The sequence below is a fragment of the Sinorhizobium sp. CB7 genome (assembly GCF_041357635.1).
Classification (GTDB): domain Bacteria; phylum Pseudomonadota; class Alphaproteobacteria; order Rhizobiales; family Rhizobiaceae; genus Rhizobium.
On the sequence record NZ_JAULLL010000001.1, the window covers coordinates 265,829 to 286,290 of the forward strand.

Here is a 20,462-nt window from a genome sequence, read left to right on the forward strand (position 1 = left end):
TCCGATGACCGCAAAGCTCAACTAAGGCAGGCTTTTTACCAGGCATTGCTTTGTAGACAAAAAGTGCGCAAAAGCATGCCATTGGAAAGCTTGGTAGGTGAAATATTGATGGCGGCAAAACAACCCGTACAGATCGCCAGTGAGAAAGGGCCTCGGGAGAGGGGCTCCGGCATGCAGCTCGTCTACACGACGTTGCGCCAGGAGATCCTTGGGATGGCGCTGCCGCCGGGCAGTCCCCTCGACGAGGCGCGGCTTTCAGACCGGTTCGCGATGTCGCGCACGCCTGTTCGTGAGGCGCTGGTCCGTCTCGTGGCCGAGGGCCTCGCGACGACGCTGCCGAACCGGAATACGATCGTCTCATCGATCAATTTCGCGACACTGCCGACCTATTTTGACGCGCTGACGCTGATGTATCGCGTGACGACACGCGGCGCTGCGATGCGCCGAGACCCGGCCGCGCTGGAGAAAATCCGTCGCCATCAGGCCGACTTCGCACGTGCCGTGCGTGAGCATGATGCTGCTTCGATGATCGAGGCAAACAGGGAATTCCATGTCGCGATCGCCGAAATGGCCGCCAATCCCTATTACACGACCTTCTTCGCGAAACTGCTGGACGAGGGGAGGCGTATCCTGCGGCTTTATTATTCGTCTTTCGATGATCGACTGCCGCGCCAATATGTCGATGAACATGAGGAAATGATTGCCATCATCGAAGCTGGCGATGTTGAGAGCGCAGACAGGGTGGCTGCTGCACATGCTGCGCAAATCGTTCGACAGATCCAGGACTATATTGCTCGGGACATCAAGCATCCGCTGGACCTTTCCACCGGGGGCTGACATCTCAAGTAGGAATCTTCATTCCTGCTGCTTCGATGCCTCAGGATCTTGCAATGAGGCTTGATACCAAATCAAAGAATAACGTAAGTAAAGCAAAAGGATATTCCAATGAGCGGTGTTTCCGACTGGCCGCACCCCGTGGCCCGCATCACTGACGAGGAGAAGCGGCAGCGTCTCGATCGTCTGCGTCAGAGCATGGAGGCTCACGGCCTTGCGGCCTTCCTTCTCGGCTCGACCGAGAGCCTGCGCTATTTTACCGGTCTCGTCTGGCATCCGAGCGAACGACTCGTCGGTGCCTTGGTCACGCCGACCAAGCTCATCTATATCGCGCCCGGCTTCGAATGTTCCCGCATAGAGACGCTTCCGCGCCTGGACGGTGATATCGCTGCCTGGGAAGAGCATGAAAGCAGCGCCGAGCTGATCGCCGATCTCGTCGGGGCGGGCGGCAGGCTCGGCCTCGACGAGGAGCTTCCGCTTTTTGTCTATCACGCGCTGGCGCGCGTATTCGAGGCTGATCGACTTTTCGATGGCGGCGTGCTCGTCCGTGATATCCGCATCAGAAAGTCGAAGGCGGAGATCGATATCATCCGCCATGCAATGGGCTTGACGCTGGAAGTCCACCGGCGGGCACATGCCCTAATGCGACCCGGCATTCGGGCTTCCGAAGTCGCCCGGTATATCGACGAGCAGCATCATCTGCTGGGCGCGCCGGAAGGTTCGAGTTTCTGCATCGTGTCCTTCGGCCTTGCGACGTCATTGCCGCATGGCGCCGATGGCGACCAGACGCTTGAGGCTGGTGATGTCATTCTCGTCGACACCGGCTGCCGTCTCGACGGCTACCATTCGGACCTCACGCGGACCTATGTGCTCGACGAGTCGACGCCTGAGGTTGCCCGTATCTGGGCAATGGAGCGCGAAGCGCAGCAAGCTGTCTTCGACGCTGCGAAGGTCGGAGCGCCGTGCGAAAGCCTTGATGATGCGGCGCGTGCAGTGCTTGAGCGTCACGGCCTTGGGCCGGACTATCGCCTTCCCGGCCTGCCGCACCGGGCCGGTCACGGACTCGGTCTTGCAATCCACGAACATCCATACATCGTGCGCGGCAACCGTCTGCCGCTTGCGCCGGGCATGTGCTTTTCCGTGGAGCCGATGATCGTTTGCCCGGGCGCCTTCGGCGTTCGGCTGGAAGATCATGTCTATATGACGGAGAATGGACCGGAGTGGTTTACTCTTCCGGCGAAGAGTCCGACACAGCCGTTTGGGTAGAATACGCGCAAAAAACCGGCAATCCGCCTGGATTGCCGGCTTTGATGTCTAGTCCAATTAGCGCAACTTGGACGGACGCGTTGCGGCCGCCTTTTCCACCATTGCCGTGACTTCGGCGCGGCGCGCACCGGTGAGCGGCATGCGCGGCATGCGAACACGTTCCGAGCCGCGGCCCATGATCTGCTCGGCGAGCTTGATCGACTGGACCAGATCGTGCTCGGCGTCGAGATGAAGGAGCGGCATGAACCAGCGATAGATGCGGCGTGCCTCCTCCCAGTCGCCGCGGTCGGCGGCAGCGACAAGCTGCACGGATTCCTGCGGGAAGGCGCTGGTGAGGCCGGAGACCCAGCCCTTTGCCCCGAGCATCAGGCCCTCAAGCGCAACGTCGTCGAGGCCGGCGAAGATATCGAACCGATCGCCGAAGGCGTTGATCAGATCGGTGAAGCGACGCGGATCCGGGGCGCTTTCCTTGACGGCCTTGATGTTCGGTACGTCGGCAAGCGCCTGCAGTACATCGATCGTGATGTTGACGCGATAGGCCGGCGGATTGTTGTAGAGCATGATCGGGAGCGAAGTCGCCTCGGCCACGGCGCGGAAATGGGCGACAAGCTCTTCCGGCTTCGGTACATAGACCATGGCCGGCAGAACCATGAGGCCGTCGGCACCGAGTTTTTCCGCATCACGGGCATAGGCGACGGCACGGCGCGTATCGAATTCGGAAACGCCTGTCACGACCGGCACGCGCTTGTTGACGACTTCGACGGCGGCCCTGAGGATCGTGCGCTTCTCCTCCGGGTCGAGCGAATTGTTCTCGCCGCAGGTTCCCATGACGATCAAGCCGTTGACGCCGTCCGTGACGAGGGCGTCCTGCACGCGCTGAGTCGATGCGATATCGACCGAGAGATCTTCATGGAATTGCGTTGTTACAGCGGGGAATACCCCTTTCCAGCCTGTGGTCATCGTGAGCTCCAATGTTGCTTTAGGCGCCATATATACAAACTGTCGACAATATCAAGCGGCACGTGAGATCTAAGTGAAGGTTGGCTGCAACGACTTCGATTGCGCCGTTTGCGAGCCGGTCATCCCTCACATGAGCGACAGGGATCGGCCTGTTGCAGGATCGAACAGATGCATCTGGTTCATGTTGAACGACAGGGGCATCGTCGACATCGGCTTCGGTCCGCTGTCGGGATCGATGCAGGCGCAGAGGTTCGTATCGCCAACACTGAAATAGACCATGGTCTCGGGGCCGAGCGGCTCGACGAGATCGATCTTCGCCTCGATATCGGCAAAACCCCGGCGCTGCTGGCGATCGCTGATCGACTCCGGCCGGATGCCGAAGACGACGGACTTGCCGGCATGGGGCGCATAGTCGGCTGCCCGTGCCGCGGGCACAGGCAATTCGCTGCCATCGACCAACCGGACGACAAGGCCGCTTTCGCCCGACAGTAAGGTCGCGGAAAGGAAGTTCATCGCGGGAGATCCGATGAAGCCGGCGACGAACTGGCTGACCGGGCGATGGTAGAGCTCCTGCGGTGGTCCTGCCTGCTCTATGATGCCGCCATTCATCACCACGACACGGTCGGCCATGGTCATTGCCTCGACCTGGTCGTGGGTGACGTAGACCGTCGTCGTCGGGAGAAGTTGGTGCAGCCGCTTGATTTCGGTGCGCATCTGCACGCGCAGCTTGGCATCGAGGTTGGAGAGCGGTTCGTCGAAGAGAAAGACCTTCGGATTGCGCACGATCGCGCGCCCCATCGCGACGCGCTGGCGCTGACCGCCGGAGAGCTGTCCGGGCCGGCGGCCGAGGAGATCACTGATATGCAGCGTCTCGGCCGCCTTGGCGATGCGCGCATCGATCTCGCTCTTCGGCAGCTTCTGCTGCTCCAGGCAGAAGGAGATATTCTCCTTCACCGTCATGTGCGGATAGAGCGCATAGTTCTGGAAGACCATAGCTATGTCGCGCTTGCCGGGGTCGAGACGGTTGACAATCTGGTCGCCGATAATGATCTGACCCGCGGAGATATGTTCGAGACCGGCGATCATGCGCAATGTCGTCGACTTTCCGCATCCAGACGGACCGACGAAGACAACGAATTCATTGTCTTCGATCTCCAGGCTGATGCCACGCACGGCCTCGTAAATGCCGTAGGATTTGACGACGCTTTTTAGTTCCAATCGTGCCATCGTTTTCTCCTAGGCTTCGTGCAACCAGACCGCCATCGCGCCGGGCTCGCGATTGGCCCAGAGGTGATAGGGGATTGCCCTGAACGGCCGCGGCTTCAAAACGGGCGGCGCGGTGCGATAGAGTGCATTCTTCCAGTCGGCAGTGTCGGCCTCGAATGCGATGCCTTCGAGCACGGTCGCGCCGCCGAGCAGACCAGCATCGTAACGCGAAGACACCTCCGCCAGGGCCGGCAGGCGAAGCCGCTGCGGCTCGCTGCCAAGATCAGTCTCCTCGATGCAGTAGACGACGGGGCCGCGTCTGAGCGCAACGCGGCCGCCATCTTCCGAGACCTCCGGATGGGCATAGATGCGGTCCACCGGCATCGCGAGATTGATGCGCGCCTGGTCGCCATTCTGCCATTCCCGTTCGATCGCCGCGTAGCCGTTGGTCGTGCAGCGCTCGACATCGACAGCGGCGCCGTTGACTGAGATCTCGACATTACGGCACCAGCCGGGAATGCGCAGCCGAAGCGTGAAACGGCTCGGCCGATCGACGGCAAGCTGCAGCCTTATGTCGCCATCCCAGGGATAGCTCGTTTCCTGTCTCAGGCGAACGAAGCGGTCGCCGACGACAAGCTCGGCGAAATTGGCGCCGTAGAGATGGACTGCGAGTTCGTTGTCCCTGGTGGAATAGAAATATTGCCCGAGCGAGGTGATGAAGCGCGCGATATTCGTCGGGCAGCAGGGGCAGTAGTGCCAATTCCAGCGACGGTGCTGCCCATGACTCTCCAGCACATTCTCGTAGAAATAATGCTCGCCATCGCGCGAGATGCCGGAAAGCGCGCCGTTATAAAGCACGGTTTCCAGCTTGTCGGTGAATTTGGCGTCGAGATCGATCTGCGCCATGCGATGGCTCCAGAAGCCGAGCGCCACGGCGGCACAGGTCTCCGCATAGGCCGTCTCGTTCGGCAGATCGAATTCGCGCGTGAAGCCTTCGTTCGAGGCGGAAGGGCCAAGGCCACCCGTCACGTAGAGTTGCCGACCTGTCAGGTTGTCGAAGAGCCGGTCGCATGCTGCCTTGAGGGTGGGGTCGTCGTTCTCGTGGGCAAGATCCGCCATGGCCGAAAAGAGATACATGGCCCGCACGGCATGACCCACCACCTGTTCCTGTTCGCGCACCGGAATATGCGCCTGACTATAGGCATAGGTCTTGTAGACGTAATCTTCCGGCCGTTCGCCGCGTTTTCTCGCCTCCTCGTCATAATAGGAGGGCATCTGCCCGCGCTCGTCGACGAAATAGGTCGCAAGCGCGAGATGCCGGGGGTCGTGTGTCACGCGATAAAGCTTGACGAGCGCGATCTCGATTTCCTCATGCGCGTCGTAGCCGCGAAGCTTGCCGGGCTCCCGGCCGAAGGTGTCGATGATGTGGTCGACGGCGCGGATCATGACATCAAGGAAACGGCGCCTTCCGGTTGCCTCGTAGTAGGCGACCGCGCCCTCGAGCAGGTGGCCCATCGAATACATCTCGTGCAGGTCGCGCAGGTTGGTCCAGCGCTTCTCCGGTTCGCGGCGGATGAACCAGCTGTTGAGATAGCCATCGGCCATCTGGCCCTTTTCGAGTTTCGCGACGATGTCGTCGATCTTAGCCTCGAGCTCTGCATTGGGATGGGCCTTCAGCGTGTAGCTCGCCGCCTCGATCCACTTGCCGAAATCGGAATCGAAGAAATGCTGCATCGAAAGCCCGCTCGGCTGGATCGGCCGGACCAGCGGCGCAGCCGGCTTGTCGAAATCGAGCACCTCCAGGAAGCCTTCCTCGTCCAGCCGCTTATGCTGGGTGGGGATGGTGACGTTACGGACCGTTTCAGTCCAGCTTTGCCAGAAGCCGCCGTCGAAGCTGACGCGGGAATGGTCGGCGGGCACATATCGCTGCCGCCCTAACGGCCGGGCCGGTTGAACACGGGGAGAGGTGGACATGAAAACTCCTTGAGCGGAATGATCGCTGTTATTTCACGGCACCGGCCGTCAAGCCGCGCACGTAATATCGTTGCAAGAGGAGGAAGAGCAGGATGCAGGGAACCATGGTCACGGCAATGCCGGCCTGCAGCGCGCCCCAATCGATGATGCCGTAGATGCCCGAGGACACGTTGACGAGCATGATCGGCAGGGTGAATTTGTTCTGGTCGGAGAGAAAGATCAGCGCAGCCAGGAACTCGTTCCAGGAATTCAGGAACGCGAACATGGCGACGGTCGCCACCCCGGGGAGCGCGATCGGCAGCATGATCCGCCTGAGGATCGTCATCTGCGATGCACCATCGATCCTCGCCGCCTCAATCAGCGCCTTCGGCACAGCGTCGAAGGCATTGCGCATCATGAAGACCGAGAACGGGAGCTGGAACGTCACATAGATCAGCACCAGCCCGAAGAGATTGTTCTGCAGTCGAAAGGCCTTCAGGATCAGGAAGAGCGGCGTGAGGATCGATTGAAACGGGATCATCATCGTCGCCATGATCAGCACGAAGAGCACCGACTGGCCGGGAAAGCGGAATTTTGAAAAGCCATATCCCGCCGGTACCGAAACCAGGACCGTCAGAGCCACAGTGCCGGCCGCAATCAGCACGGAATTGCCGGCATAGACATACCAGCCTGCCCCGACATGCTCGAGGCGGCGGTAATTCTCCAGGGAGAAGGCTTTCGAGAACAGGGCCGCGGGATTGGCCAGCGCCTCGGCGGCCGGCTTGAAGGAATTCGCAAAGGACCAGACGATCGGCATCACGAAGAAGACGGCAAAGACGAGCGCCGTCATGAGGAAGGCGAGAAAGCCGAGCCGTTCGCTCGCAGGCTTCGGCGCAAGATTATAGTTCAGGCGGTCCATCAGCCCTCCTCCGGACGCTGGCGCAGGAAGACGAACTGGATAGTGCTGATCGCCACCAACACGACGAGCAGCGCAAAGGAGATCGCCGAGCCATAACCCAGGCGATATGACGAAAATGATGCCAGATAGATCGAGAACACCGCCGAGATCGTACTGTTCGACGGGCCGCCTTGGGTGATGATGAAGAACTGGTCGAAGGCGAGCATCGACGAGGTGACGTTCAAGACCAGCGCCAGCACGACGGAATTGCGCATCAATGGCAGGGTGATGCGCCGGAACCGGCTCCAGACATTCGCGCCATCGATCCTGGCTGCCTCGATGACGTCGTTGGAGATGCTCTGCAGGCCGGTCAGCAGAATGATCATGGTGAAGCCGGCCGTCTTCCAGACCACCATCAGGATGACGACGCCGAGCGCCGGCCAGAAGCTTTCGAGCGGCCGCGGCGCGCTGTCGATCAGTCCGCTTCCACGCAGGATCTGCGCGAAGACGCCGCTATCGGGATTGAGGAGCCACATCCACAGCGTCGATGCCGCACCGAAACCGATGACAACAGGCATGAAATAGATCGTTCGGAAGAAGCCCGCGATCCGCAGCGGCCGGTCGACAAGGAGTGCCAGCGGAAAGGCCACCAGGAAGATCGCTGCGGTGACCAGAACGGTATAGAGCATCGTGAAGCCCAGCGAGTGCCAGAGCTGGGTGTCATTGATGAGCTCGACGTAGTTGGCAAGGCCGATGAACTTGGTGCGCCCGAGCAGCGGCCAATTGTAGAAGCTCATCCAGACCGTCATGACGAGCGGCACGAGGAAGAGTATGACGATGAACAGGAAACCCGGCAGGATGAATGCGAGGCCGAGCCATCCTTTCGGCTCAGGCTCGCCGCCGGAGATTGCAGCAGCTCTGCTGCGACGCACCGAGGAAATCACGGTAGCGCTTCCTTTCTGCTGGTTTGTCGACATGTCCTGCAAAGACCCCGCTTTACTCATGACCAGGTTCAGTTCGGATTCGTCCGCTCGAGAATGCGGGTGAAATCCTCCTGCGTCTTGGCGATGGTTCCGTCGACATCGTCGCCGAAGATCGTGCCCTGGATCAGGTTGAGGAAGGGGCCGGTGCGACTGACGAAGAGCTCGTCCGAGGAGAAGGTGTAGGGTGTGCGTGCCTTGGCGAGAATGTCATAGGCGACGAGGTTTCGCTTGTCGAACTTCGCATAGGCTTCGGCCGCAAGGTCGGTGCGCGAAGGCATGCCCGATTCCTGGGTGATATAGACCTGCTGCTCGGGCTGCATGTAGAAATTGACGAAGTCGAGCGCGACCTTTTTCTTCTCATCGCTGATACCCTTCATCAGAGCGAGCGTGTCGCCGCCTGCAAAGCTCGATTCACCGCCCTTCGGTCCGGGGATCGGCGCGACGTTGAATTTCACATCCGGATATTTGCTGGTGAGCAGGTTCACGATGTAAGAGCCGGTCATCAGGATGCCGACCTTGCCGGAGGCAAAGGCCTCGACGGCGTTGTTGCCGTTGCCGGAACGGGAGGTCGGGTGGATGGCGCCGGCCTTCCACATGTCGCGATAGGCCGCAATGGCGTCACGCAGCGCAGGTGTATCGACCGTCGCGGAGCGACCATCGTCGCTCAGTACGTCGGCATTGGCGGCCCAGAGATGCGGCAGGAAGTCGTAGATCAGCCAGCTTCCCGAATTTGCCACGAAATAGAAGCCGTATGTCTCGTTTCCGAGTGCGGTGATCTTCTTGGCGTCGGCGGCGATCTCCTCCAGCGAGGCAGGCGCCTTGCTCGGATCGAGGCCGGCCTTGGTAAAGAGATCGGTGTTGTAGGCGATGATCGATGCGTCGGGCAGCGCCGGCACGCCGTAGATCTTGCCGTCATAGGTGGCGAGACGGATATGGGAGGGGCTGAGGGCGGAGGCGTAGGGCAGGCCCTTTACGAAATCGGTGATGTCCTCGAGGCCGTCCGCCGCCGCGAAGGTCGGGAGATAGATGAGGTCGAGCACGGCGCCGTCCGGCGCCGCACCGCCGGCGAGGGCAGCGCCGAGCTTCGGCACCATTTGCTCTGCGGTGATCTGGGTCACGTTGACCTTGTCGGAATGCGATGCGTTGTACTTATCGGCCAGGCCCTGGAGGACCGCGCCGGACGACGTGCGAACCCAAAGCGTGATCTCTTCGGCATTGGCAAGCGTCGTGCTGGCCAGGAGCGTGAATGCAGCGAACGTCAACTTTAAATTGATCATGAATGTTCCCCTTTTTCATGCCGCCAACAGCCTCCCGGCGGCGTGATGAAACGTTAGTCGACATTTTCTTGTATGTCGACACTATGTGCGCAGGATTCTCGAAGGAATCTGATAAAACCTTTCAACATCATGAATATTTCTGCTAAAAGGTTTTAGCATGATCGGAAAAGGTGAGCAGCTTTGGTTGAGAAGGATATACGAAGGCGAACGATCCACGATGTTGCCAAGGCGGCCGGCGTCAGTATTTCGACGGCTTCAAACGCGCTGAACGGAACGGGACGCACCAACGCCGAAACGCGGGAGCGCGTAAAACGTGTGGCGGAGGAGATCGGTTTTCGTCCCAACGCGCTTGCCCGCGGGCTTCTGACCAAGCGCAGCCATGCGATCGGCATGCTGACCAACGACACCTATGGCAGGCTGACGCTGCCGATGGCGGCGGGCGTTTCGGAAGTGCTCGTCGATCACGGCCTTTCCGTCTTTCTCTGTGCGACCAACAATGATCCGCGCCTGGCGCGCCTGCATCTGGAGGCGCTCCTCGACCGGCAGGTTGACGGCATCATCTTCACGGCCACTCGCCTCGATCTGAAGCCGCCGGTCGAGCTCTCCAGGCTGCCGATCCCGGTCGTCTATGTCTTTGCGGAAGGGCCACCTGAGAATATCAGTTTCTTTCCGGACGATGCCCAGGGCGCGCGCCTTGCGGTCGAGCATCTGAAGAGCCTCGGCCGCTCGCGGATCCTGCATATCACCGGACCGGAAGATTATCTGGCGGTGCGCATCAGGGCGCAATCCTATCGTGAGAGCTGTGGCGAGGGTGCAGAAGTCCTCTATGGGGAGTGGACCGAGGAATGGGGGCACGAGGCTATCGAAACCGTCTTCTCCCGTCCGGGCGAGAGGCCCGGCGCTATCTTCTGCGGCAATGACGAAATTGCCCGCGGCGTCATCGATCGCCTGCGAGACATGAATATCACCGTTCCGGACGACGTCGCGGTCGTCGGCTTCGACAATTGGGAGGTGATCGCCAAGCAGACTCGCCCGCCGCTGACAACCATCGACATGGAGCTGAAGGAACTCGGACGACGCGCAGGCCTTGCCATACTCGCCCTGTCAAAGGGAGAGGAAATTGCGAGCGGCATCACGCGACTACCCTGCAGCCTCGTCGTGCGTCGGTCCTGCGGGCGATCTGCCTGATAACTAAGCCTTGACGCCGCTGGAACTCAGCCGCGTCAAGGCATCTTTCCGTTTGGGTCAGACGAGGTCAAAACGATCGGCGTTCATGACCTTGTTCCAGGCGGCCACGAAGTCACGAACGAACTTCTGCTGCGCGTCCTGCTGTCCATAGACTTCCGCAAGTGCCCGGAGCTGGGAGTTGGACCCGAAGACGAGATCGACACGGGTGCCGGTCCACTTCAGTTCGCCTGTCGCGCGGTCGCGTCCTTCGAACACGTCCTTGGCGTCCGACGCCGCCGTCCACACAGTGCCCATGTCGAGCAAGTTGACGAAGAAGTCGTTGGTCAGCGTCTCGGGGCGCTTGGTGAAGACGCCGTGCTGAGACTGTCCGGCATTCGCATCCAGCACGCGCATGCCGGCGAGGAGAACGGTCATCTCTGGCGCGGTCAGCGTCAGGAGCTGGGCCTTGTCGACCAGCAGTGCCTCCGCCGGAACGGAGAACTGGGTCTTGAGATAATTGCGGAAGCCGTCCGCGACCGGTTCCAGCGCTGCGAAGGACTCGACGTCCGTCTGCTCCTGCGAGGCGTCCATGCGGCCCGGCGTGAAGGGAACCTGCACGTCGTGACCGGCGTTTTTCGCAGCCTGTTCGACCGCAGCAGCGCCGCCCAGAACGATCAGATCGGCGAGCGACACCTTCTTGCCGCCGGATTGCCCGGCGTTGAACGCGTTCTGGATGCCCTCAAGGGTTTCCAGCACCTTCGCGAGCTGGGCAGGCTGGTTGACCTCCCAATCCTTCTGCGGCGCGAGGCGGATGCGCGCGCCGTTTGCACCGCCGCGCTTGTCGGAGCCGCGGAAGGTCGATGCCGATGCCCAGGCGGTCGAAACCAGCTGGGAAATGGACAGGCCCGAGGCAAGGATCTTCTCCTTGAGCGCGGCGATGTCCTGAGCGTCGATCAGCTCATGATCGATTGCGGGAATCGGATCCTGCCAGATGAGCTCCTCTGCCGGGACTTCCGGACCGAGATAGCGTGCACGGGGGCCCATGTCACGGTGCGTCAGCTTGAACCATGCCCGGGCAAACGCATCCGCGAACTCGTCCGGATTCTCGAAGAAGCGTCTCGAGATCTTTTCGTAATCGGGGTCGATCCGCAGCGCCAGGTCGGTGGTCAGCATGGACGGCGCATGACGCTTCGACCGGTCGTGCGCATCCGGCACGGTACCGGCGCCTGCGCCATGCTTCGGCGTCCACTGATGCGCGCCGGCCGGGCTCTTGGTCAGTTCCCATTCGTAGCCGAACAGGTTCCAGAAGAAGTTGTTGCTCCACTTGGTCGGCGTCGTGGTCCAGGTGACTTCCAGGCCGCTGCCTATCGTGTCGCCACCCTTGCCCGTGCCGAACGAGCTTCTCCATCCGAGGCCCTGCTCCTCGATGCCGGCGGCTTCCGGCTCTGGGCCTACCAACGCGGCGTCGCCGGCTCCATGGGTCTTGCCGAAGGTATGGCCGCCGGCAATCAGCGCGACCGTTTCTTCGTCGTTCATCGCCATGCGGGCGAAGGTTTCGCGAATATCCCTGGCGGCTGCTACCGGGTCGGGGTTGCCATTCGGGCCCTCCGGATTGACATAGATCAGACCCATCTGGACAGCCGCGAGCGGATTTTCGAGGTTCCGGTCACCGGTGTAGCGCTTGTCGCCAAGCCAGGTGTCCTCAGCACCCCAGTAGACATCTTCCTCCGGCTCCCAGACGTCCGGGCGGCCGCCAGCGAATCCAAAGGTCTTGAATCCCATGGATTCCAGGGCGACGTTGCCCGTGAGGATCATCAGGTCGGCCCATGAGATACTATTGCCATATTTTTGCTTGATCGGCCAAAGCAGACGACGCGCCTTGTCGAGATTGACGTTGTCCGGCCAGCTGTTGAGAGGTGCAAAACGCTGCTGGCCCGCCCCGGCGCCACCGCGGCCGTCACCCGTGCGGTAGGTACCGGCACTGTGCCATGCCATGCGAATGAAGAGGGGGCCGTAGTGGCCGAAATCCGCCGGCCACCAGTCCTGCGAATCCGTCATCAGTGCATGGAGGTCCTTCTTCAGAGCCGCCAAATCGAGCTTCTTGAACTCCTCGGCATAGTTGAAGTCCTTGCCCATGGGATCGGACAGGGAAGAGTTCTGGTGAAGGAGCTTCAGGTTCAACTGGTTTGGCCACCAGTCCCGGTTCGTCCTGCCGGCTGGGCTCGTATGCCCGTGTACGACCGGACATTTGCCTGCGTTGTCAGCTTTAGTATCCATGTTACTCTCCCATTGGTGGTGATGTGAATTCCGCCAGCCAGAGCAGGAACATCCTCTGGAAAGCGCCCGGTTTCATGGTCGGTGCGATGACGGGCCGTCAGGAATCTGGCCAGACATCTGGAATGCCATTGCTTCGATCTTCCCTGGGAGAAGACCGCCCTGAAGCAAGACAGGCGAGGGCGTCAGCGTTCTGGATGGCCTGAGCATCGATGATCTGCGCACCGTTAGTCGTCGTTGTGTCAGGCGGCTTAGAATGGCTGCATTCCGATGCCGCTGCAGGTGCTATAGCAAAGGCGCTTCATCAATATAAGTTGGATTTTCCGATCGCGGCGATAAGGTGGGGTTATGAAAGCTCCTGCCTATGAGCTTAGAAACAGTGGCCCGGTTTTCTAAGATCGCTAAACGGTTGTCGAGCGGCGACCGAGAGCATGCTAAGGCTGAAAACATGGGATTCGGAATTTTCATTCACCGCTCAGATTCGATCTACGACGACAGCCCGGCTGAACGATATCAGTTCCCCCGTCAATATTTGGGTCGAGTCCAAGCGTGTGTTGGTGATTGGATTATCTACTACGAGCCGAGAAAAGTCGTTGAGAGCCGCGGCTACTTTGCGATCGCTAAAGTAAGTCAGATCATTTCAGACCCAAAGGCGCCAGGCATGTATATCGCATTGATAGAGCCGGGTACGTATCTCGACTTCATCAATCCAGTTCCGTTTACTAGCTCCGAGGGGGTCGTCGAACGCGGTGTGCTAAACGAAGAAGGCCGAATATCCGGACGAGCCCAGTCGGCCGTGAGACCGATCTCTCCGGCTGACTTCAATCGTATCGTATCGTTAGGTTTCGATGAAGCTGAACCCGAACTGCCGCGAGTAGGGGAGCCGGAGCTAGTTTCTCCATCATCTGGCTTTAATGACGCAACGCAGTCACTCTTTGTATTCGAGCAGGAGCGTGATCGCGTTACCCAATTCATGTCTCGGATCGTGCGCAATCGGCTTTTCCGTCGGCTTGTTCTACAGGCCTATGACAAGCGATGCGCAGTCACCGGCCTTAAGCTTATTATTGGTGGTGGGCGTGCAGAGGTAGATGCTGCCCATATCCGACCGGTTGAGGCTAATGGCCCCGATATTCTGGCAAACGGGATCGCGCTTTCCGGTACTGCGCATTGGATGTTCGACCGCGGCCTGATCAGCCTCTCAGATGACCTGGAGATTTTGATTTCAAGACAAACGAACGATCCAGAAAGCATTCAGTCGCTGGTCAACAAGACAGGTCGAGCAATCGTGCCGCAACGGGCTTTTGCCAGGCCTCATCCACACTTTTTGCGCTGGCACCGCGAGAATTGCTTCAAGCATTGAGGATAATGCAAGCACCGACGATTCAGCCTTGTTTCAGAAACGCCAAAGCGGGGGCACGATCGGTAGCGTCCCGGTCATCGCTTCGAGCTGGGCAGGCGGCGCTGAAATATTGCGATGCGGTCCATGCAGCCGAAGTACTGCTGTCCACCCGTTCGATAACTCACCAAACTACGCCTGTATCTCGCAGCTCGATCGGCAGACGGACGGTTCGCGAGGTCTTCCTGCCGCTCTCGATCAGTGCCTTCGTATAGTCGTGCCGCGGCGACAGGAAGATCTGCTCCGTCTCACCCTGCTCGACGATTTCTCCGCGCTTCATGACGATCGTGCGGTCGCTGATCTGCCTGATGACGGCGAGATTGTGCGAGATGAAGACGTAGGTCAGGTTAAGTTCCGCCCGCAATTGCTGAAGGAAATCCAGCACCTGCGCCTGCACGGAGATATCGAGTGCAGAAGTCGGCTCGTCGAGGATCAGAAGGCGCGGATTGAGCGCAATGGCGCGCGCAATGCAGACACGCTGCTTCTGGCCGCCGGAAACCTCGTGCGGATAGCGATATTTGAACATTTTCGGAAGCTGCACGATGTCGAGGAGTGCCTCGACACGCGCCTCGATGTCGCGGCGGTTCATGTTGGTCTGGATGCGCAAGGGTTCGCCGATCGCGTCGCCAATCGTGTGGCGGCCATTGAGCGCCGAATGCGGATTCTGGAAGACGAACTGCATATGCCGGCGCATCTGTCGCAGCGGTTCGCCGGTGAGGCCGGATATGTTCCTGCCGTCAAAGATGATGTCGCCTGAACTCGGCTCGATGAGGCGCAGCAGCATGCGCGCAAGCGTCGACTTGCCCGAACCGGATTCGCCGACCACGCCGAAGATCTCGCCGGTTTTGACCGAGAGGTTGACGCCGTTGACGGCCGCAAACTCGATACCCGCCTGGCTGCGATAGACTTTCTTGAGGTCGATCGCTTCCAAGAGCGCGCCGGGCTTTGCGGTATGCGCTGCGGCCGGTTCGGCGGCGACCCTGTCGGGGGCGGTGTCGATGTCAGGCACGGCGGCGAGCAGGCGCCGGGTATACTCATGCTGCGGACGGTTCAGGATATCCGCTGTCAGGCCCTGCTCGACGAGCTCGCCCTTGTACATAACCGCACAGCGCTTCGCGACGGTGGCGATTGCGCCGATGTCATGGCTGATCATGATGACGGTGAGATTGAGCTTCTCGACCAGTGAGTTGATGAGATCGAGGACCTGCGCCTGCACCGTCACGTCGAGCGCCGTCGTCGGTTCGTCGGCGATCAGGAGGTCCGGCTTGCCGGCCAGCGCCATCGCGATCAGCACCCGCTGGCGCATGCCGCCGGAAAGCTGGTGCGGATATTGGTCGAACAGTCTTTTCGGGTCGGGGAGGCCGACCTGATCGAGCAGCTCTTCGGTGCGGGTGCGACGCGCGGATCTCGAAGAAACGCCCTGGCCGGCGGCCCGCTCATGCGCGGCGATGACATCGGAAATCTGCCGCCCGATCGAAAAGAGCGGGTTGAGATAGGTCATCGGGTCCTGGAAGATCATCGAGATCCGGATGCCGCGGATCTTCGTCCAGTCCTTCTCCGACAGCGCCGTGATGTCCTGTCCATCGAAGGTGATGCCGCCTTCGACGACCTTCGAACCTTTCGGGCCGATGCCGAGCACGGAGCGCACGAGCACCGTCTTGCCCGAGCCGCTCTCGCCGACGATGCCGAGCGTGTCACCGCGGTTGACGGTGAGGTTGATGCGCTTCAGCACATGCACCGGGCCGTCGAAAGTGGCGATGTCGAGCCGATAGTCTTTGATGTCGAGAAGAGGTCCGGTCATCGGTCGCGGCTCCGGGGATCGAGAATGTCGCGCAGGCCGTCGCCCAACAGGTTGAAGCCAAGCACGGTGAGAAAGATGGCGGCGCCCGGAAAGAGCGAATACCACCACCAGTCGGGCATATAGGTGCGCGCGACCGAGATCATCGCGCCCCATTCCGGCGAAGGCGGCTGCGCACCGAGGCCGATGAAGCCGAGGCTTGCCGCCGACAGGATCGCCATGCCCATGTCCATGCTCATCTTGACGATGATCGGCGAGAGGCAGTTCGGCAGAATGTGATGCCAGAGGATCCAGGGCGTCTTCGCGCCGATCGATCGAGCCGATTCCACGAAGAGTTCCTCCTTGACGGAGAGAGTCTTGGCTTCGACGAGACGGACATAGCCGGGCCACCAGACGAGCGACAGCGCCAGCACGCAATTGGTGATACCGGGACCGAGGGCTGCGACGATCGCAAGCGCCAGCGCAAGGCCAGGCACCGCCAGGAAGAGTTCCGTGATGCGCATGATGACGGCGCGCAAAAAGCCGCCGCGATAACCGGCGATGATGCCGAGCGGCACACCGACCAGCGCGCCGATGCCGGTGATGATGACGCCGATCCAGAGCGAAGTGCGGGCGCCCATGATGACGCGAGAGAAAATGTCCGCACCCATCTCATCGGTGCCGAACCAGTGGGCGGCACTTGGTGGCATGAGCTTGCTGGCCATGTCGATCGCGCCGCTTGCGGCTTCTGGATAGGGCGCAAGCAGCGGGCCGAAGGCAGCAAGCAGGAGAAAGAGGATCACCAGTGCGAGGCCGAGCATGGAGGAGAAGCTCTTGCGGAACATGTGGGCATAGAGCCGCCACTGGCGGATCTGGCTTTCATGCCGCTCGTGGAAGGTGAGGGGACGGGAAAGTTCGACGGGCGTCGTCATCACGCGCTCCTGAGGCGAGGGTCGATCCAGGCATAGGCGAGGTCGACGAGAGTGTTGGCGACGATGAAGAAGAAGCCGATCATCAGCGTCACGCCGATGACGGGTTTGAAATCCGACGAGAGTGCCGAAGAGACTGCATAGAGCCCGATGCCCGGCCAGTCGAAGACGGTTTCGACGAGCACGGTCGAGCCGAGCATCCAGCCGAAGCGAAGGCCGATCATGGCGAGTGTCGGCAGCATGGCGTTCTTCAGCGCGTAAAGCGCGACGATGCGGAAGGAAGATATCCCGTGGGCGCGCGCGGCGACGATGTAATCGGACTGCAGCACCTCGATCATCTCGGCGCGATTGACGCGCAGGATGGAGGCAAGACATGGGAAGGACAGCACGACGGCCGGCAGGATAATGTGCTGGAAGGACGTCCAGAACGTATCGAAACGGCCGGAAAGCAGGCTGTCGACGAGGAGCAGGCCGGTGACGGTTTCCGGCGGGCGGGTGATGAGCGGCAGGCGGCCCGAAACCGGCAGCCAGCCGAGATCGACGGCGAACATCAGCTGCAGGATGATGCCGAACCAGAAGGCTGGCAGCGCCACGCCGGAGATCGAGAAGATGCGGGTGATGTGGTCGAGCGGGCCATCCTTGTAGACTGCGGACAGCATGCCGAGCGGCACGCCGACGATGATGCCGAGCGCCATGGCGACGAAGACCAGCTCGAGTGTCGCGGGAGCGTAGCGCAGCACTTCTTCCATGACCGGTCGGGTCGTGACGATCGACTGGCCGAGGTCGCCCCTCAGGAGATCGCCCATATAGACGATGAATTGTTCGGGCAACGATTTGTCGAGGCCGTACTCGGCGCGGATCGTCGCCACCATGTCCTCGGTGGCGTTGGGGCCGGCCACAAGGCGGGCCGGATCACCGGGCGCGACATTGGTGATGACGAATGTCAGCGCTGCAATCCCGATCATTGTGCCGACCAGGGTCAGCAATTTGCGGAAGGCGAATGTCAGCATCGTCTTCTCCGGTCCTGTTCCTTAAACTGAGCATGGCCCGCCATCGGTGATCCGGGCCATGCGTGTCACTCTGGCTTACTACAGGCGACGTGGGCCAGTGTTTATTCAGCCTTGATCCACATCGGATAGAGGTCGACCTCGCCGGTGAAGCGGACTGGGCTGAACTGGAAGCCCTGCAGGTAGTCGCGACGGGCCCAGCGGCGGTTCTGCAGCATGCCGAAGACTTCCGGCTGGTCGGCGACGATCTGCTTCTGGATGTCCGCATAGAGCTTGGCGCGATCGTCCCAGTTGGTGGCGGCTCGCGCCTGGTCGATCATCTCCGTCACCTTCGGATTGTCGTAGAACATCATCGCGTAATACTGGCCCCAGCTCGCCTTGTGATACTGGTAGGCGACCGCATCCGGGTCGGTCGAGACGGGCGTCGTAAAGACCGAGGTCATGGCGGGCGATGTCTCGACCTTGGAGCCGTTGGCCACCATGTTCGGCCACTGTTCCGGCTTGATTTCCACGTTGATATTGAGCGGCTTCAGGCTGTCGAGCAGCACGAGGCCGATGCGGCGTGCCTCTTCGAGACCGGCGACATGGACGTAGGGCAGGGTAAGGCCGCCGTTCGGATAGGCGGATTTCGCCAGATATTCCTTGGCCTTGGCAAGATCCTTGCGCGGCATCTCCGGGACGTCGATATGTCCCTTCATACCGCCTGGGATCGGGCTGGTCTCGAGCGTCGCTGCGCCATTGTAGACCTGGATCAGCGCGTCGTAGTCGAGCGCATAGGCGATTGCCTTGCGAAGGTTGATATCGGAGGTCGGACCCTTCTGCGTGTTGAACTTGATGCCGAAGGTCGTCATGCCCTTGTGGTCTTCGATGGCGATGCCGGGCACGCGCTTGATCTGCATGTAATCATCCGGCGTCAGTCCTTCGACGAGATCGGCTTCACCGCGCTGCAGTGCAGCCTTCTGGGCGGCAGGTTCGCGGATGATCTTGTAGATCACGCCGGCGGGGCGGTTTTCCTTGCCCTGCGGCCAGCCCTTCCAATAGTCGTCGACGGCTTCGATTTCATAGAGAACGTTCGGCTCCCAGCGGCCGAGCTTGAACGGACCGGAGCCGGCGGCATGGTCGGTCAGCCACTTCTGGCCGTAGTCACCATCGACCTCGTGCGCCTTCACTTCAGCCGGGTTGACGATGTACCACCAGGGCAGGAAGGAGAGGAACGGCGCGTAGGGCGCCTTGAGGTCGAACTTGACGGTGTAGTTGTCGACGACGCTGATGCCTTCCGGCGCCAGGAAGTCCTTAAGCATCCAGGCCACACCCTTGTTGAGCTTCAGGACACGCTCGAAGGAGTAGCGAACCGCTTCCGCCGTCACCGGATCGCCGTTATGGAACTTGGCATTTTTGGCGAGATGGAAGGTCCAGGTCTTGCCGTCGGCGCTGGTTTCCCACGTCTCGGCAAGCCATGGCTTCAATTCGGCCGGATCGCCTTCATATTTCAGAAGTGCGTCGTAGACCGACTGCTGGATCATACGGGTCGACCAGTCGTAGCGGATATGCGGATCGAGAACCGGGATCGCCTGGCGGCCACCGAAGACGATGACATTGCCCTTGTCGGTGCGCTCGAAGGCGCCAACCGGCGAGACGAGGACCGAAGAGGCCAGCAGCCCTGCGATCGCGACATTCCTGATGATTTTGCCGAACATAGTGTTCCCTCTCGTTTTGAAACGGCGTTGTGATCAGATCATTTGACGGACGACGCCCGCGACGACGCGGCGCGACAGAAGAACGGGGGCATCGACGGCGCGGCGAACCTCGTCGAGCATCTCTGCCGAATACCCCATGCAATGCATGACGATAAGGTCGCAGCCTTGGAGCTGCTTTGCCCGCGCACCGATATTTTCACCGGCGTATGGGGAAGCGGAGACGAGTTTCGGCTCGCCGCTGAAGACATGGCGCTCGCCAAAATCCTTTACCTGCCGTTCGAGCGGCAGGATGACGCCGAGCCTGCGGCAAGATGCGGCCAATGCTTCGACGGTCGAGTCGACGATACGCTGCGCTTCGACAACCAGTGTGTTTTCGAGCGGATCGATCTTCGTACCGGTGCAGAGCAGCACGACGAGATCGAAGCCTTCGGCGTCGATCTGCTTCAGAAGGACGTTGAGCTTTTCTTCCGTGCGGGCCTTGGAGGTGACGATTTCCTCACTGCTCGCAAGCCGCGTCGCGAAGGAATGCTCGCCGTCGCTCGCGCGCATTGCATCGAGTTCGGCCGAGACCATACCGTCGAGCACGCCGAATTCGCGAAATTCGATGCGGCCTTCCGGCAGGCCGAGGCCGATCTCGGCCATCATTTCCGGAACAACGTCCACGCGGGGCGTCTGGCCGATGGTTACGAAGGCGATCTTGGATGTGGAAGGCATGCTTTTTTCAGGTCCCCTGCATGGCTTGATTGACAGGGAGCCTAGCGTCCGGAAGCGCGACTTCACTATAGGGTAATGCCCCTAGAACGACATGAATCTGACATGTTTGAGGCGGTCATTTTTT

The 20,462-nt window shown here is 60.6% G+C and carries 16 protein-coding genes; 4 read left to right on the top strand and 12 right to left on the bottom strand.

Going from position 1 to position 20,462, the window contains the following annotated elements; translation table 11 throughout:
* Positions 1–108: 108 nt before the first annotated feature.
* Together AAE029_RS01285 and AAE029_RS01290 are read left to right on the top strand one after the other, a co-directional pair.
* Positions 109–837: a GntR family transcriptional regulator gene (locus AAE029_RS01285; RefSeq protein WP_371070972.1), complete on the top strand. Its 729-nt coding sequence runs from the start codon at positions 109–111 to the stop codon at positions 835–837.
* A gap of 108 nt (positions 838–945) precedes the next feature.
* On the top strand, positions 946–2,100 hold the full coding sequence (locus AAE029_RS01290; protein WP_371070973.1) for a M24 family metallopeptidase: 1,155 nt from the start codon (positions 946–948) through the stop codon (positions 2,098–2,100).
* 57 nt (positions 2,101–2,157) lie between these two features.
* On the opposite strand, the gene AAE029_RS01295 is transcribed toward AAE029_RS01290, so the two are convergent.
* From AAE029_RS01295 to AAE029_RS01320, 6 genes are all read right to left on the bottom strand, one after another.
* Positions 2,158–3,060 (bottom strand): dihydrodipicolinate synthase family protein, encoded by a 903-nt coding sequence (locus AAE029_RS01295; RefSeq protein WP_371070974.1) that lies wholly within the window; start codon positions 3,058–3,060, stop codon positions 2,158–2,160.
* A gap of 126 nt (positions 3,061–3,186) precedes the next feature.
* Positions 3,187–4,287 (bottom strand): ABC transporter ATP-binding protein, encoded by a 1,101-nt coding sequence (locus AAE029_RS01300; protein ID WP_371070975.1) that lies wholly within the window; start codon positions 4,285–4,287, stop codon positions 3,187–3,189.
* A 9-nt stretch (positions 4,288–4,296) separates the two neighbouring features.
* Positions 4,297–6,240 carry a glycoside hydrolase family 127 protein gene (locus AAE029_RS01305; RefSeq protein ID WP_371070976.1) on the bottom strand — a complete coding sequence of 648 codons (1,944 nt, stop codon included), beginning with the start codon at positions 6,238–6,240 and terminating at the stop codon, positions 4,297–4,299.
* Between the two features lie 28 nt (positions 6,241–6,268).
* Positions 6,269–7,138: a carbohydrate ABC transporter permease gene (locus AAE029_RS01310; protein WP_371070977.1), complete on the bottom strand. Its 870-nt coding sequence runs from the start codon at positions 7,136–7,138 to the stop codon at positions 6,269–6,271.
* Positions 7,138–8,061, bottom strand: a complete 924-nt coding sequence (locus tag AAE029_RS01315; RefSeq protein WP_371070978.1) for a carbohydrate ABC transporter permease — start codon at positions 8,059–8,061, stop codon at positions 7,138–7,140. The genes AAE029_RS01310 and AAE029_RS01315 overlap by 1 nt, the downstream gene beginning before the upstream one ends.
* 68 nt (positions 8,062–8,129) lie before the next feature.
* Positions 8,130–9,377 (bottom strand): sugar ABC transporter substrate-binding protein, encoded by a 1,248-nt coding sequence (locus AAE029_RS01320; protein WP_371070979.1) that lies wholly within the window; start codon positions 9,375–9,377, stop codon positions 8,130–8,132.
* Positions 9,378–9,557: 180 nt separating this feature from the next.
* Here AAE029_RS01320 and AAE029_RS01325 point away from each other — a divergent pair, with 180 nt between their 5' ends.
* Positions 9,558–10,565 carry a LacI family DNA-binding transcriptional regulator gene (locus AAE029_RS01325; protein WP_371070980.1) on the top strand — a complete coding sequence of 336 codons (1,008 nt, stop codon included), beginning with the start codon at positions 9,558–9,560 and terminating at the stop codon, positions 10,563–10,565.
* A gap of 57 nt (positions 10,566–10,622) precedes the next feature.
* Here AAE029_RS01325 and katG read toward each other — a convergent pair whose 3' ends face one another.
* A complete protein-coding gene (katG, locus tag AAE029_RS01330) occupies positions 10,623–12,821 on the bottom strand; it encodes a catalase/peroxidase HPI (protein ID WP_371070981.1) in 2,199 nt (732 codons plus the stop codon).
* A gap of 445 nt (positions 12,822–13,266) precedes the next feature.
* On the opposite strand from katG, the gene AAE029_RS01335 reads away from it, so the two are divergent.
* On the top strand, positions 13,267–14,178 hold the full coding sequence (locus AAE029_RS01335) for an HNH endonuclease (RefSeq protein ID WP_371071522.1): 912 nt from the start codon (positions 13,267–13,269) through the stop codon (positions 14,176–14,178).
* Positions 14,179–14,338: 160 nt separating this feature from the next.
* On the opposite strand, the gene AAE029_RS01340 is transcribed toward AAE029_RS01335, so the two are convergent.
* The 5 genes from AAE029_RS01340 to AAE029_RS01360 form a co-directional block, all read right to left on the bottom strand.
* Positions 14,339–16,015, bottom strand: coding sequence for an ABC transporter ATP-binding protein (locus AAE029_RS01340; RefSeq protein WP_371070982.1), 1,677 nt, complete (start codon positions 16,013–16,015; stop codon positions 14,339–14,341).
* Positions 16,012–16,923, bottom strand: a complete 912-nt coding sequence (locus AAE029_RS01345; RefSeq protein ID WP_371070983.1) for an ABC transporter permease — start codon at positions 16,921–16,923, stop codon at positions 16,012–16,014. The genes AAE029_RS01340 and AAE029_RS01345 overlap by 4 nt, the downstream gene beginning before the upstream one ends.
* Entirely contained in the window at positions 16,923–17,930 is a 1,008-nt protein-coding gene (locus AAE029_RS01350; protein ID WP_371070984.1) for an ABC transporter permease, read from the bottom strand. The genes AAE029_RS01345 and AAE029_RS01350 overlap by 1 nt, the downstream gene beginning before the upstream one ends.
* 101 nt (positions 17,931–18,031) lie before the next feature.
* Positions 18,032–19,624 carry an ABC transporter substrate-binding protein gene (locus AAE029_RS01355; protein ID WP_371070985.1) on the bottom strand — a complete coding sequence of 531 codons (1,593 nt, stop codon included), beginning with the start codon at positions 19,622–19,624 and terminating at the stop codon, positions 18,032–18,034.
* Positions 19,625–19,657: 33 nt separating this feature from the next.
* Positions 19,658–20,338: an AroM family protein gene (locus AAE029_RS01360; RefSeq protein ID WP_371070986.1), complete on the bottom strand. Its 681-nt coding sequence runs from the start codon at positions 20,336–20,338 to the stop codon at positions 19,658–19,660.
* Positions 20,339–20,462 lie beyond the last annotated feature (124 nt).